The organism is Streptomyces sp. NPDC052023, from assembly GCF_044548465.1.
Lineage (GTDB): Bacteria > Actinomycetota > Actinomycetes > Streptomycetales > Streptomycetaceae > Streptomyces.
Map to the genome: position 1 here is coordinate 126,134 of NZ_JBIUBW010000022.1, position 14,597 is coordinate 140,730.

Here is a 14,597-nt window from a genome sequence, read left to right on the forward strand (position 1 = left end):
GCAGGCGCCGTCGGTGTTCCGTACGCCTTTGTACGGGACGTCTTCGCGGCCGGGCCGTCAGACCATGAGCGCGCGGTCCGTCGGGCGGATCGGGGCCGGGAGGTCGCTGGCGCCCGTCAGGAACCGGTCGACGCCACGGGCGGCCGAGCGGCCCTCCGCGATCGCCCACACGATGAGGGACTGGCCGCGGCCGGCGTCACCGGCGACGTAGACACCCGGCACATTGGTCTGGAAGTCGGCGTCGCGGGCGATGTTGCCGCGCTCGTCGAGCTCCAGGCCGAACTGGTCGACCAGGCCGTTCTCACGGTCGGTGCCGGTGAAGCCCATCGCCAGCGTGACCAGCTGGGCCGGGATCCTGCGCTCCGTGCCCGGCTGCGGGGTCAGCTTGCCGTCGACGAACTCGACCTCGACCAGGTGCAGCCACTGGACGTTGCCGTCCTCGTCGCCCTCGAAGTGGGTGGTCGAGACGGCGTAGACCCGCTCGCCGCCCTCCTCGTGCGCGGAGGTGACCTTGTAGAGCATCGGGAAGGTCGGCCACGGCTGCCGCGCCGCGTCCCGCTCCTCGCCCGGACGGGGCATGATCTCCAGCTGCGTCACGGAGGCCGCGCCCTGGCGGTGGGCGGTGCCCACGCAGTCGGCGCCGGTGTCACCGCCGCCGATGACGACGACGTGCTTGCCCTCCGCCGAGAGCGGAGTGGTGACGTAGTCGCCCTCCTGGACCTTGTTGGCCAGCGGCAGGTAGTCCATCGCCTGGTGGATGCCGTTGAGTTCACGGCCCGGGACCGGAAGGTCACGGGCGGTCGTGGCACCGGCGGCGATGACGACCGCGTCGTACCGCTTGCGCAGGTCCGTCGCCTTCAGGTCGCGGCCGATCTCGACGCCGGTGCGGAAGCGGGTACCCTCCGCGCGCATCTGCTCGATACGGCGGTTGATGTGCCGCTTCTCCATCTTGAACTCGGGGATGCCGTAGCGCAGGAGGCCGCCGACGCGGTCCGCCCGCTCGTACACCGCCACGGTGTGGCCGGCGCGGGTCAGCTGCTGGGCCGCCGCCAGGCCCGCCGGCCCCGAGCCGATCACCGCGACCGTCTTGCCCGAGAGGCGCTCCGGGATCTGCGGGGCGACCTCGCCGGTCTCCCACGCCTTGTCGATGATCGAGACCTCGACGTTCTTGATGGTGACCGGCTGCTGGTTGATGCCGAGCACACACGCCGACTCGCACGGGGCCGGGCACAGGCGGCCCGTGAACTCCGGGAAGTTGTTCGTGGCGTGCAGGCGCTCGGAGGCGGCGCCCCAGTCCTCGCGGTAGGCGTAGTCGTTCCACTCGGGGATCAGGTTCCCCAGCGGACAGCCGTTGTGGCAGAACGGGATGCCGCAGTCCATGCACCGGCTGGCCTGCTTGCTGATGATCGGCAGCAGCGAGCCCGGGACGTAGACCTCGTTCCAGTCCTTCTTGCGCTCCTCGACGGGACGGGACCTGGCGACCTCACGGCCGTGGTTCAGAAAGCCCTTCGGGTCAGCCATTGATCGCCGCCTCCATCATCTTCTCGGTGATCTCGGACTCGGTCAGACCGTCTCGCTCGGCGGCGTCCTTGGCGGCGAGCACTGCCTTGTACGTGCTGGGGATGATCTTGCTGAAGCGGTCGGCCGCGGTGTCCCACTCGGCCAGGAGCTTCTCGGCGACCGTGGAGCCGGTCTCCTCCTGGTGGCGGCGCACCACGTCGTGCAGCCACTGCTTGTCGGCGTCGTCGAGCGCCTCGACGGCCTGCACGTTGCCGACGTTGACGTTGTCGCGGTCGAGGTCGATCACGTAGGCGATGCCACCGGACATACCGGCCGCGAAGTTGCGGCCCGTCTCACCGAGCACCACCGCGTGACCGCCGGTCATGTACTCGCAGCCGTGGTCGCCCACGCCCTCGGAGACCACCAGCGCACCGGAGTTGCGGACGCAGAAGCGCTCGCCGACCTTGCCGCGCAGGAACATCTCGCCGCCGGTCGCGCCGTACGCGAGGGTGTTGCCCGCGATGACGCTGTACTCGGCGAGGTGGTCCGCGCCCCGGTCCGGACGCACGATCACACGGCCGCCGGACAGGCCCTTGCCGACGTAGTCGTTGGCGTCGCCCTCCAGGCGCAGCGTGACGCCGCGCGGGACGAAGGCGCCGAAGGACTGGCCGGCCGAGCCGGTGAAGGTGATGTCGATGGTGTCGTCGGGCAGGCCGGCGCCGCCGAACTTCTTCGTCACCTCGTGGCCGAGCATGGTGCCGACCGTGCGGTTGATGTTGCGGATGGCGACCTGCGCGCGCACCGGCTGGGCGTCGCTGGCGCCGGCGGCGGAGAGCGCGTCGGCGGCGAGCTTGATCAGCTCGTTGTCGAGCGCCTTCTCCAGACCGTGGTCCTGGGCGACCAGCTGGTGGCGCACCGCGCCCTCGGGCAGGTCGGGCACGTGGAACAGCGGCTCGAGCTCCAGGCCCTGCGCCTTCCAGTGGTCGACGGCCCGCGTGACGTCCAGGGCCTCGGCGTGGCCGACGGCCTCCTCGATGGAGCGGAAGCCCAGCTCGGCCAGCAGCTCGCGGACCTCCTCGGCGATGAACCGGAAGAAGTTCACCACGTGCTCGGCCTTGCCGGTGAAGCGCTCGCGCAGCGTCGGGTTCTGGGTGGCGATGCCGACCGGGCAGGTGTCCAGGTGGCAGACGCGCATCATGACGCAGCCGGAGACGACGAGCGGCGCGGTCGCGAAACCGAACTCCTCGGCGCCGAGCAGCGCGGCGATGACGACGTCACGGCCGGTCTTGAGCTGTCCGTCGGTCTGGACGACGATCCGGTCGCGCAGGCCGTTGAGCAGCAGCGTCTGCTGGGTCTCGGCGAGGCCGAGCTCCCAGGGACCGCCGGCGTGCTTCAGCGAGGTCAGCGGCGAGGCACCGGTGCCTCCGTCGTGACCGGAGATGAGCACCACGTCCGCGTGCGCCTTGGACACACCGGCGGCGACCGTGCCGACGCCGACCTCGGAGACCAGCTTGACGTGAATGCGCGCCCGGGGGTTGGCGTTCTTCAGGTCGTGGATCAGCTGGGCCAGGTCCTCGATGGAGTAGATGTCGTGGTGCGGCGGCGGGGAGATGAGCCCCACGCCCGGCGTGGAGTGCCGGGTCCTGGCCACCCACGGGTACACCTTGTGACCGGGCAGCTGACCGCCCTCGCCGGGCTTGGCGCCCTGGGCCATCTTGATCTGGATGTCGTCGGAGTTGACCAGGTACTCGCTGGTCACGCCGAAGCGGCCGGACGCCACCTGCTTGATCGACGACCGGCGGGCCGGGTCGTACAGGCGGTCCGGGTCCTCGCCGCCCTCGCCGGTGTTGGACTTGCCGCCCAGCTGGTTCATGGCGATGGCGAGCGTCTCGTGCGCCTCGCGGGAGATCGACCCGTAGGACATGGCGCCGGTGGAGAACCGCTTGACGATCTCGCTGGCGGGCTCGACCTCGTCGACGGAGATCGGCTGCCGGCCGGACTTGAAGCCGAACAGGCCGCGCAGCGTCATCAGGCGCTCGGACTGCTCGTTCACGCGCTCGGTGTACTTCTTGAAGATGTCGTAGCGGCCGGTGCGCGTGGAGTGCTGGAGGCGGAAGACCGTCTCCGGGTCGAACAGGTGCGGCTCGCCCTCGCGGCGCCACTGGTACTCGCCGCCTATCTCCAGCGCGCGGTGCGCCGGGGCGATCCCCGAGGCCGGGTACGCCTTGGCGTGGCGGGCGGCGACCTCCTTGGCGACGACGTCGATGCCGACGCCGCCGATCTTGGTGGCGGTGCCGTTGAAGTACTTCTCCACGAAGGCCTCGTCCAGGCCGACCGCCTCGAAGACCTGGGCGCCGCGGTAGGAGGCGACGGTGGAGATGCCCATCTTGGACATGACCTTCAGCACGCCCTTGCCGAGCGCGTGGATCAGGTTGCGGATGGCCTTCTCGGCCTCGATGCCCGGCAGGAAGGTGCCCGCGCGGACCAGGTCCTCGACGGACTCCATCGCCAGGTACGGGTTGACGGCGGCGGCGCCGTACCCGATCAGCAGGGCGACGTGGTGGACCTCGCGGACGTCTCCGGCCTCTACCAGCAGACCCACGTGGGTGCGCTGCTTGGTGCGGATGAGGTGGTGGTGGACGGCCGCGGTGAGCAGCAGCGACGGGATCGGCGCGTGCTCGGCGTCCGAGTGCCGGTCGGAGAGCACGATCAGCCGGGCGCCGTTCTCGATCGCGGCGTCGGCCTCGGCGCAGATCTCCTCGATCCGTGCGGCCAGGGAGTCACCGCCCCCGCTGACGCGGTAGAGCCCGGAGAGCGTGGCGGCCTTCATGCCGGGCATGTCGCCGTCGGCGTTGATGTGGATGAGCTTGGCCAGCTCGTCGTTGTCGATCACCGGGAAGGGCAGCACGACGCTGCGGCACGAGGCGGCCGTCGGCTCCAGAAGGTTGCCCTGCGGGCCCAGCGAGCTGCGCAGCGAGGTGACCAGCTCCTCGCGGATCGCGTCCAGCGGAGGGTTGGTGACCTGCGCGAACAGCTGGGTGAAGTAGTCGAAGAGCAGGCGCGGGCGGTCGGACAGCGCCGCGATCGGCGAGTCGGTGCCCATGGAGCCGATCGGCTCGGCGCCGGCCTTGGCCATCGGTGCCAGGATGACGCGCAGCTCCTCCTCGGTGTACCCGAAGGTCTGCTGACGGCGGGTGACGGAGGCGTGCGTGTGCACGATGTGCTCGCGCTCGGGCAGGTCGCCCAGCTCGATCTCGCCGGCCTCCAGCCACTCCTCGTAGGGCTGCTCGGCGGCGAGCTGGGCCTTGATCTCGTCGTCCTCGATGATGCGGTGCTCGGCGGTGTCCACGAGGAACATCCGGCCGGGCTGGAGGCGGCCCTTGCGGACGACCTTCGAGGGGGCGATGTCGAGGACGCCGACCTCGGAGCCGAGGACGACGAGACCGTCGTCGGTGACCCAGTAGCGACCGGGACGCAGGCCGTTGCGGTCGAGGACGGCGCCGACCTGGGTGCCGTCGGTGAAGGTGACACAGGCCGGGCCGTCCCAGGGCTCCATCATCGTGGAGTGGTACTGGTAGAACGCGCGCCGGGCCGGGTCCATGGAGTCGTGGTTCTCCCACGCCTCCGGGATCATCATCAGCACCGAGTGCGGCAGCGAACGCCCGCCGAGGTGCAGCAGTTCGAGCACCTCGTCGAAGGACGCCGAGTCGGAGGCGTCGGGCGTGCAGATCGGGAAGACCTGCTCCAGCTTCTCCGGGGACCCGAACAGCCCGGAACGCAGCTGGGACTCGCGGGCCCGCATCCAGTTGCGGTTGCCCTTGACGGTGTTGATCTCACCGTTGTGCGCGACGAAGCGGTACGGGTGCGCCAGCGGCCACGACGGGAACGTGTTCGTGGAGAACCGGGAGTGCACGAGCGCGATCGCGGAGGCGAACCGGCGGTCGGACAGGTCCGGGAAGAACGGCTCCAGCTGGCCCGTGGTCAGCATGCCCTTGTAGACGATCGTCCGCGCGGACAGCGACGGGAAGTAGACGCCGGCCTCGCGCTCGGCGCGCTTGCGCAGCACGAAGGCCTTGCGGTCGAGCGCGATGCCCTCCGAGGCGCCGTCGGTGACGAAGATCTGCCGGAAAGCCGGCATCGTCGAACGGGCGGTGGCGCCGAGCAGCTCGGGCGCGACGGGGACCTCGCGCCAGCCGAGGACGGTCAGGCCCTCGTCGGCCGCGATCGTCTCAATGAGTGAGACGGCCTCGGCGGTGCCGTCGTTCGGCAGGAAGGCGATACCGACGGCGTAGCCGCCGGCCTGCGGCAGCTCGAATCCGGCCACCTCACGCAGGAAGGCGTCCGGTACCTGGGCCAGGATGCCCGCGCCGTCACCGGAGTCCGGCTCGGAGCCGGTGGCCCCGCGGTGCTCCAGGTTGCGCAGCACCGTGAGCGCCTGTTCGACCAGCGCATGGCTCGCCTCACCGGTGAGGGTGGCCACGAAGCCGACGCCACAGGCGTCGTGCTCGTTGCGGGGGTCGTACATACCCTGCGCAGCAGGGCGAGCATCCATGAACGACCAGTTCTGGCCATTCGCGGAATGCTGGGACGGCTGGCGCGGTGTACGCATCGGCTCTCCCGTCGTCAAGTGGCATGTTCAAGTGCCGAGGGACGACGCTGGCCCTCGCGTGAGATCAAAATTTCGTGCAGGTTACATGATGGGGTGGCTCTCGGGAACCGGATAGACCATTCCAACATGCGGACTTCTCGCAGGGGGTGTGCGTCGAAGGCACCGCGGCTCGGCGGCGGAGATTCAGGAGATTCATGGGGGGCCGGGGAGGACAGATCCATGTCCGTCGGCCCCGTGGAGGGCGGGCAGCGTCGCTCGCCCCGCGAGTGCGCCGGAGGCCTCTTTGCCCACAGCGCTTACGGCTCATGCCCGGCGATTACGCACTCGAAACCAGGGAGTAACGGCTACTTATGCAGCCCTCCGCATAAAGCCTGGCCGCCCTATCCTACGGCCGTTCCGAACAGACTGCCCAGGGCATAGGTCACACCGGCCGCCGCGCCACCGAGGGCGAGCTGCCGCACCCCGCTGAACCACCAGCTCCGCGCGGTCACCTTGGCCACCACGGCGCCGCAGCCGAACAGCCCGGCCAACGCGAGCAGCACGGCCGGCCAGAGCGCGGTCGCACCGAGCAGATACGGCAGTACGGGCAGCAGGGCGCCCAGCGCGAAGGAGCCGAAGCTCGACACCGCGGCGACCAGCGGCGAAGGAAGATCGCCGGGGTCGACGCCGAGCTCCTCGCGGGCATGTATCTCCAGCGCCTGCTCGGGGTCCTTCGACAGCTGCCGGGCCACCTCCCGCGCCAGCCCCGCCTCGACACCGCGCGCCTCGTAGAGCCGGGCCAGCTCGGCCTCCTCGTCCTTCGGATGCTTGCGCAGCTCGCGGCGCTCGACGTCCAGCTCCGCCTCGACCAGCTCACGCTGGGAGGCGACCGAGGTGTACTCACCGGCGGCCATGGAGAAGGCGCCGGCGGCCAGGCCCGCGAGCCCGGTCAGCACAATGGTCTGCTGACCCACCGAGCCACCCGCGACACCGGTCATCAGCGCGAGGTTGGAGACCAGTCCGTCCATCGCGCCGAAGACGGCGGGGCGCAGCCAGCCGCCGTTGACGTCGCGGTGTGTGTGGTTGTCGCGATGCGCCTCGTGCAGCGCCGCCTCGGTCTCGATGATGGCCATACCGGGTCCCCCAGAGCTCATTTGGACGCGTTCCACTTTTCGACAACACCCAGACTATGTCGCGCATTCCGCCCCCGCCAGCAAGGAAAGGCTGGGCTAACCTGCGGCTTTACCTTTTCTTGCTCATTCGAATCTCATGCCGCTCAAATGTCGACCGGGTGACTCTGCGGCTCTTGAGGCTGCGCGACGCACCGTACCGGGGACAGTTCCGCAAAGGGTTCCGCGCCCTGAGAGGTGCCTTGAGCGACAGGCCCCGGGGCGTTTTCTGCCGAGAGCCCTGAGAGGAGAGGCCGCGATGCCATCGATCGCCCGCGTTCCCTCGGTCCCGGCCGCCGGGGATGCCGCCGACCTCCGTTCCCGGGCTCGCGGCGCCCTGCTCGGCCTCGCCGTCGGCGACGCCCTGGGCGCACCCGCCGAGAACATGAGGCCGTCCGAGATCCGTGCCCGCTGGGGCCGCGTCACCGGCTTCGTCGCCGACCGCCCCGCCGGTACGGACGACACCGAGTACGCGATCTTCTCGGGCCTGCTGCTCGCCCGGCACGGCTCCGCCCTCACGCCCGCCCACGTGGAGGCGGCCTGGCACGCCTGGATCGCCGACCGTGCCGAGGGCCAGTTCCGGGGGGCGGGCTTCAGCGAGCGCGGCACCCTGGAGAACCTCCGCCGCGGCCTCGCCGCCCCCATCTCCGCCCAGCACCGGCATGCCTGGAGCGACGGCCTCGCCATGCGCGCCGCGCCGTTCGGCGTGTTCGCCGCGGGCCGGCCCGCCGAGGCCGCCCGCCTGGTCGCGATCGACGGCTCCGTCAGCCACGACGGCGAGGGCATCTACGGCGGCCAGGCGGTCGCGGCCGGGGTCGCGGCGGCGATGGCGGGCGCCCCGCCGACCGCCGTGGTCGCCTCCGCCCTAGCCGTCGTACCGGACGACTCCTGGACCGCGCGTTCCCTGCGCCGAGCCGTGGTGGTCGCCCACCGCGGCGAACGCGCGGTCCGCTCCGCCGTGGTCATCGGCGGCTATCCATGGACCGACCTCGCCCCGGAGGCGGTCGCCCTGGCCTTCGGCGCGTACGCGGCGGCTGACGGCGACTTCAAGGAGGCGGTGCTCACGGCCGTCAACATGGGCCGCGACGCCGACACCACGGCCGCCGTCGCGGGCGCCCTGGCGGGCGCGACGCAGGGGGAGGCCGCGATCCCGCCGGAGTGGGCGGCGGCGATCGGCCCGGCGCGGGGCAGCTGCCTGCCGTCGATGGCCGGTCACCACGTACTGGACGTGGCGGACCTGCTGACCCCTGAGGACGCCTGATGAGGCCCCCCGCCCCCTGGGACGGGACAAACCCCCTGACCCTCGACGCGGCCCCGGCGTCGGCTGACCTCGACCAGGCCCTGACAGCCGGCCCCACCCCCTCGGACGCCGAAAACCCCCCAGGCCACGACCCCGCCCCCACCGACCGCGAGAACCCCCCACAGGAGCCGGCCCCACCCGCCGGCGAGAGCCGCACGGCCGGTACGGGCGGAACGCACACGGCCGAAGGCGAAGCCGGGGCCGCGACCCACGACACCGCCCGTTCCCGCATCGAAGGCCTGCTGCTGGGCCTGGCCGCGGGCGACGCCGCCGGATGGCCCGCCGCCCGCCACCGAGCGGCCCGGATGCCCGAGTGGACCCGCCGCCTCACCCGCGAACTGGACACCTTCGCCGAGCACAACGCGACCACCACGCTGCCCGTCCCCATCGCCCTCAACCAGCCCCCCGAGCCCCTCCGCCTCGGCCCTTCCGACGACGCCGAGTGGGCGGCGTTCGCCGCGGAGGCGGTGCTGCGCGCCGGCGACGACACCGTCCTGGGCGACCTCAGCCGGGAACGCCGGGTCCGCGCGGCCATCGACCTGACCTGGAACTCCGTGGCCAGCGAGGTCGCCGCGGCAGCCGAACGCGCTCCCGAGGTCGAGTCCGCCGTGCTCCCGCTGCGCGCCCGCATCTCCGTGCGGGCCGGCCTCGGCAACCTCGCGGCCGGCCTGCGCCCGCCCGCCACCGGCCACGACAACCCGCACTACTTCGACGACGCCGCCTGCGTCCGGGCCTGCGTGCTGGCCGTCGCCCACCCCGGCGATCCCGCGCTCGCCGCGTCCCTCGCCGAGTTCGACGCCCGCTACACCCAGGACGGCGACGGCGTGCACGGCGCCCGGGCGATGGCCGCCGCCGTCTCCGTCGCGCTCACCGGCGCGACCCCGCACGCGTGCGTGACGGCGGCGCTCGCCGAACTGCCCGAGGAGACGGAGATCGGGCGCAACGCGCGCCACGCCCTGAAGCTGGCCACGGACGCCGTCAGCGCCTTCGCGCTGATCCCCCTCCTGGAACACCAGATCGTGGACCACGTCTACAGCTACGGCATCGCCGCCGCCGAGACGGTCCCGGTCGCCCTCGCCCTCACCGTCGCCTCGAAGGGCCGGATCGCGGAGGCGGTCCCCGCAGCGGCCTGCCTCTCCCGTGTCGCGGATTCGGCCCCGGCCCTCGCGGGCGCCCTCACCGGCGCGCTCGGCGGCGGCGCGGCACTCCCCGCGTCCTGGCGGGACACCTGCCGGCACCTCTCCGGCTGCGTGCTCCCCCGCCTCACCGGCACCGACCTCGTGGAACTCGCCGAACTCCTGGAAGCCGCGCAACCGGCCCCGCCGGGGGGATGATTCGGCTCATGACCCCCAAAGGAGAAGAAAGCCGAGCAGACTCCCTCAGCGACCGGATCACCGGCGCCCTCGTCGGCGCGGCCGTCGGCGACGCCCTCGGCGGCCCTGTCGAGGGCTACTCCCCCGACCAGATCACCGAGCGCCACGGCGGCCGCGTCCACGGCATCGTCGGCCCCTGGAACGGCGCCGCCTGGCGCACCGCCCGCCCGATCGCGCCGTACCACAAGGGCGACGGTCACGTCACCGACGACACTTTGATGACCCACGCGCTGGTACGGGTCTACGCCGAGGTCCGCGACCACCTCGACGCCTACGCCGTCGCCGACCACCTGGTCCCGGACCTGATCACCACCCCGCGCTGGATCCCGGAGCTGGAGGAGCAGGCCCTCCCCCTGCACCGGATCTTCCTGGCGGAGAAGTGGCTGGTGGCCCGGCTCCACTACGGCCATGCCGACCCCCGGGAGGCCGGCGTCGGCAACATCGTCAACTGCGGTGCCGCGATGTACATGGCACCGGTCGGCCTGGTCAACGCGGCCAACCCGGCGGGCGCCTACGCCGAGGCCCTGGACATCGCGGGCGCCCACCAGTCGTCCTACGGCCGCGAGGCGGCGGGCGTCTTCGCGGCAGCGGTGGCGGCGGCCTGTGTCCCCGGGGCGACACCGGAGTCGGTCGTGGCGGCGTGCCTGGAGCACGCGAAGGACGGCACCCGCACGGCGATCGAGGCGGTGTGCGAAGTGGCGTCCGGCTACTCGGACTTCGAGTCGGCGCTGGTTCCGCTGCGCGAGGCGGTGGCCCCCTACGACACGGTGGGCCCCGACTACCGCACCCCCTCCCTCGGCGCCCGCCGCCCCTCCCGTCTGCACTCCATCGAGGAACTCCCCGTCGCTCTCGGCATGTTGCTGGTCGCGGGCGGCGACTACCGGCAGGCGGTCCTGGGCTCGGTGAACTACGGCCGCGACTGCGACTCGACCGCCACGATGGCGGGCGCGCTGGCCGGGGCTCTGGGCTCCCCGGTCCCGGACGAGTGGTCGAAGACGGTGGCGGAGGCCAGCCGCCTCGACCTGTGGGAACCGGCGCGCACGCTCACCGAGGTCACGGCGGAGATCTTCCGGCGGGACGTGAGCCGGCGCCGTACCCACGAGGAGTGGTTCACCGCGTCGGGAGGTCTTCCGTGCTCCGACTGACGTGGGTCCAGCCCGAGGACCTGATCGGCCACGAGCTCCGCCAGGCCCACCAGGACGGCCGCCGGCCGACCGCCGTCGAACGACGCTGGAACGCGGCGGGCGGCCCCGACGCACCGCCCCGGGCGGGCGCCTCCCCGCGACCGGCCTCCCGCTATCTGCGCCAGCTGGCGGAGGACCTGCTGGACGAGCTGGCGGACCTGCCGAGCCGGCTGCGGGACCGGGAGCCGACGGACCTGGTGAGGATCAAGGCCTTGTGCCCCGACTGGCCGACGCCGGCCGGCCGCCCGGGCCCCCCGGCCGAGCTGGAGTCCCGCCTCCACGCGGCCTGGCTGGGCCGGGCCGTCGGCTGTCTGCTGGGCAAACCGGTCGAGAAGCTGCCCCTCACCGGTATCCGCCAACTCGCCCGCGCCGCCGGCAACTGGCCGCTGGCCGCCTACTTCACCGCCCGGGGTGTCCCCCAGCCCCTCCTCGACACCCACCCGTGGAACCGCCGCTCGGCCGGCACCTCGCTCGCCGAGAACATCGACGGCATGCCCGAGGACGACGACCTCAACTACCCCCTTCTCAACCTTCTGCTGCTCCAGCGCCGCACCAAGGGGTTCACCACCACGGACGTGGCCGGACTCTGGCTCGACGAGCTCCCCGCCGGCCGTGCCTTCACCGCGGAACGCGTCGCCTACCGCAACCTGCTCACCGGCATCGAGCCCCCGCACACCGCCCGCCACCGCAACCCCTTCCGTGAGTGGATCGGCGCCCTCATCCGCGCCGACCTGCACGGCTGGACCCATCCCGGCGACCCCGCCGCCGCGGCCGAACAGGCCCACCGGGACGCCACCCTCAGCCACACCGCGAACGGCGTCTACGCGGCGATGTTCACCGCCGCCACCATCGCCACCGCGGCCACCGGCACCGCCGACATCCACACCAGCCTGCGCACCGGGCTCACCGTGGTCCCGCCCGGCTCCCGGCTGGCCGAGGCCGTCCGCCACGCGGTCCAACTGGCCCGGTACCACGAGGACTTCGACACGGTCGTGGACGAACTCCACACCCGGCACGCCGCCTACCACTGGGTCCACGCCATCCCCAACACCGCGCTGATCGCCGCCGCCCTCACCCACGCGGACGGCGACTTCCCGGGCGCCATCTGCCGCGCGGTCTCCGGCGGCTGGGACACCGATTCCAACGGGGCCACGGCCGGCAGCGTCGCCGCCCTCCTCGCCGGCGCCCCCGCCGCCCTTCCGGACCACTGGACGGCCCCCCTCAAGAACCGCCTCGCCACCTCCATCGCGGACTTCGACGGCAGCGGCTTCGACACGCTGGCCCACCTCACCTTCCTGGAGGCGACCCGCCCATGACCCCTACCGAGCGCACGACATGACCTCGCCCACCCCGCCCCTCGGCGGCCTCCGCGTCCTCGACATGGCCACCCTCTTCGCCGGCCCCCTCGCCGCCACCCTCCTGGGGGACTTCGGCGCGGAGGTGGTCAAGATCGAGCACCCCAGGAAACCGGACCCCTCCCGCGGCCACGGCCCCGCCAAGGACGGCATCGGCCTGTGGTGGAAGCACCTCGGCCGCAACAAACGCACCATCACCCTCGACCTCTCCAAGCCCGGCGGCCAGGCGACCCTGCGCCGCCTGGCCGCCGAGGCGGACGTCGTCATCGAGAACTTCCGCCCGGGCACCCTGGAGAAGTGGGACCTCGGCTGGCCCGAACTCTCCGCCGTCAACCCCCGCCTGGTCCTCACCCGCGTCACCGCCTTCGGCCAGTTCGGCCCCTACGCCCACCGTCCGGGCTTCGGCACCCTCGCCGAGGCCATGAGTGGCTTCGCCGCGATCACCGGCGAGCCGGACGCACCCCCCACGCTGCCGCCCTTCGGCCTCGCCGACTCCATCGCCGGCCTGGCCACGGCGTACGCGGTGATGGCCGCTCTCGCCGCCCGCGAGCGCACCGGCGAGGGCCAGGTCGTCGACATGGCGATCATCGAACCGATCCTCACGGTCCTCGGCCCGCACCCCCTGTGGTACGACCAGCTCGGCCACGTCCAGCCCCGCACCGGCAACCGCTCCCAGAACAACGCGCCGCGCAACACCTACCGCACCGCCGACGGCGCCTGGGTCGCGGTCTCGACCTCGGCCCAGTCCATCGCCGAACGCGTGATGCGCCTGGTCGGACGCCCCGACCTGATCGACGAGCCCTGGTTCGCCACCGGCGCCGACCGCGCCCGGCACGCGGACGTCCTCGACGAGGCGGTCGGCAGCTGGATCGCCGAGCGCCCCCGCGACGAGGTCCTGGCGGCCTTCGAGAAGGCGGAGGCGGCGGTGGCCCCCATCCAGGACGTGCGCGACGTGATGACCGATCCCCAGTACGCGGCCCTGGACACCGTCACCACGGTCGAGGACCCCGAGCTGGGTCCGCTGCGTATGCAGAACGTCCTGTTCCGGCTGTCCGCCACCCCGGGTTCCATCCGCTGGGCGGGCCGCCCGCACGGCGCGGACACCGACGAGGTCCTCACCGAACTGGGCCTGACCCCCGAGGAGCTGACCGCCCTCCGCGCGGAGGGCGCCCTGTGACCGCCCCGCTGACCTGGCTCTACGCCCCCGGCGACCGCCCCGACGTGGTCGGCAAGGCCTTGGTCGCGGGCGCCGATGTCGTCGTGGTCGACCTGGAGGACGCGGTCGCCCCCGAACGCAAGGACTACGCGCGCTCGGCCACCGCGGAACTGCTCTGCGAGCCCGGCCACCCCACCCCGGTCCACGTCCGCGTCAACGCCCTGGACACCCCGTGGGCCGACACGGACCTGAAGGCACTGGCCGCCCTCCCCGGTGTGTCGGGCCTGCGCCTGCCGAAGGTGACGTCCCCCCGCCACATCACGGACACGGTGGAAAGGACGGACACCGACGACGGCGGGCCACCCCTGTACGCGCTCCTGGAATCCGCCCTGGCCATCGAGCATGCCTACGCCATCGCCTGCGCGCACCCGGCCTTGCGCGGCATCTCCCTGGGCGAGGCGGACCTGCGGGCAGACCTCGGTGTGCGGTGCGACAGCGGACTCGACTGGCCGCGCTCCCGCATCGTCAACGCCGCCCGGGCGGCGGCCCTCGCCCCGCCGCCCCAGTCGGTCCACCCGGACGTCCGTGACCTCGACGGCCTGGCCGCGACCTGCGCCCACGGCCGGGCCCTGGGCTTCGTGGGCCGGGCCGCCATCCACCCGCGCCAGCTCCCGATCATCGAACGTGCCTACCTCCCCACCCCGGAGGAGATCGAGAAGGCCGAGACCATCGTCAGGGCGGCAGCCACCGACAGCTCCGCCCAGGCCCTCCCGGACGGCACGTTCATCGACGCGGCGGTGGTCGGCGAAGCGACCCGCACCCTGGCCCTGGCCCGCCGTGACTGACTCCCCCGCACACAGGCGTGGGGGGCCGGGCCACCCCCCGCCCCCCCCCCCCCCGCGGGGGGGGGGGGTGTGGTGGCCGCCCCCCCCCCCCGCCCCACCCCCACCGGCCCGGCGGGACCCCCCCCCC

9 protein-coding genes are annotated in these 14,597 nt (G+C 72.6%); 6 read left to right on the forward strand and 3 right to left on the reverse strand.

Annotation, left to right across the window (positions count from 1 at the left end):
• Window positions 1–57 precede the first annotated feature (57 nt).
• The 3 genes from ACIHCM_RS31975 to ACIHCM_RS31985 form a co-directional block, all read right to left on the reverse strand.
• Complete coding sequence (locus ACIHCM_RS31975; protein ID WP_399903587.1) at window positions 58–1,521, reverse strand: glutamate synthase subunit beta; 1,464 nt, start codon at window positions 1,519–1,521, stop codon at window positions 58–60.
• Window positions 1,514–6,109, reverse strand: a complete 4,596-nt coding sequence (gene gltB / locus ACIHCM_RS31980; RefSeq protein WP_399903590.1) for a glutamate synthase large subunit — start codon at window positions 6,107–6,109, stop codon at window positions 1,514–1,516. Before gltB ends, ACIHCM_RS31975 begins: the two co-directional genes overlap by 8 nt.
• A 380-nt stretch (window positions 6,110–6,489) precedes the next feature.
• The gene (locus ACIHCM_RS31985) at window positions 6,490–7,221 is read right to left on the reverse strand and encodes a VIT1/CCC1 transporter family protein (protein ID WP_399903593.1); all 732 of its coding nucleotides are present in this window, start codon (window positions 7,219–7,221) and stop codon (window positions 6,490–6,492) included.
• A gap of 295 nt (window positions 7,222–7,516) precedes the next feature.
• On the opposite strand from ACIHCM_RS31985, the gene ACIHCM_RS31990 reads away from it, so the two are divergent.
• Genes ACIHCM_RS31990 through ACIHCM_RS32015 form a run of 6 tightly spaced genes read left to right on the forward strand, consistent with a single transcriptional unit; the run spans window position 7,517 to window position 14,470 of the window.
• Window positions 7,517–8,518, forward strand: coding sequence for an ADP-ribosylglycohydrolase family protein (locus ACIHCM_RS31990; RefSeq protein WP_399903596.1), 1,002 nt, complete (start codon window positions 7,517–7,519; stop codon window positions 8,516–8,518).
• A complete protein-coding gene (locus tag ACIHCM_RS31995) occupies window positions 8,518–9,891 on the forward strand; it encodes an ADP-ribosylglycohydrolase family protein (RefSeq protein ID WP_399903599.1) in 1,374 nt (457 codons plus the stop codon). Before ACIHCM_RS31990 ends, ACIHCM_RS31995 begins: the two co-directional genes overlap by 1 nt.
• A gap of 8 nt (window positions 9,892–9,899) precedes the next feature.
• Entirely contained in the window at window positions 9,900–11,075 is a 1,176-nt protein-coding gene (locus ACIHCM_RS32000; RefSeq protein ID WP_399903602.1) for an ADP-ribosylglycohydrolase family protein, read from the forward strand.
• Entirely contained in the window at window positions 11,063–12,430 is a 1,368-nt protein-coding gene (locus tag ACIHCM_RS32005) for an ADP-ribosylglycohydrolase family protein (RefSeq protein WP_399903604.1), read from the forward strand. Before ACIHCM_RS32000 ends, ACIHCM_RS32005 begins: the two co-directional genes overlap by 13 nt.
• A 19-nt stretch (window positions 12,431–12,449) precedes the next feature.
• Window positions 12,450–13,646, forward strand: coding sequence for a CaiB/BaiF CoA transferase family protein (locus ACIHCM_RS32010; RefSeq protein WP_399903607.1), 1,197 nt, complete (start codon window positions 12,450–12,452; stop codon window positions 13,644–13,646).
• Complete coding sequence (locus ACIHCM_RS32015; protein WP_399903610.1) at window positions 13,643–14,470, forward strand: HpcH/HpaI aldolase/citrate lyase family protein; 828 nt, start codon at window positions 13,643–13,645, stop codon at window positions 14,468–14,470. Before ACIHCM_RS32010 ends, ACIHCM_RS32015 begins: the two co-directional genes overlap by 4 nt.
• The last annotated feature ends 127 nt before the right edge of the window (window positions 14,471–14,597 follow it).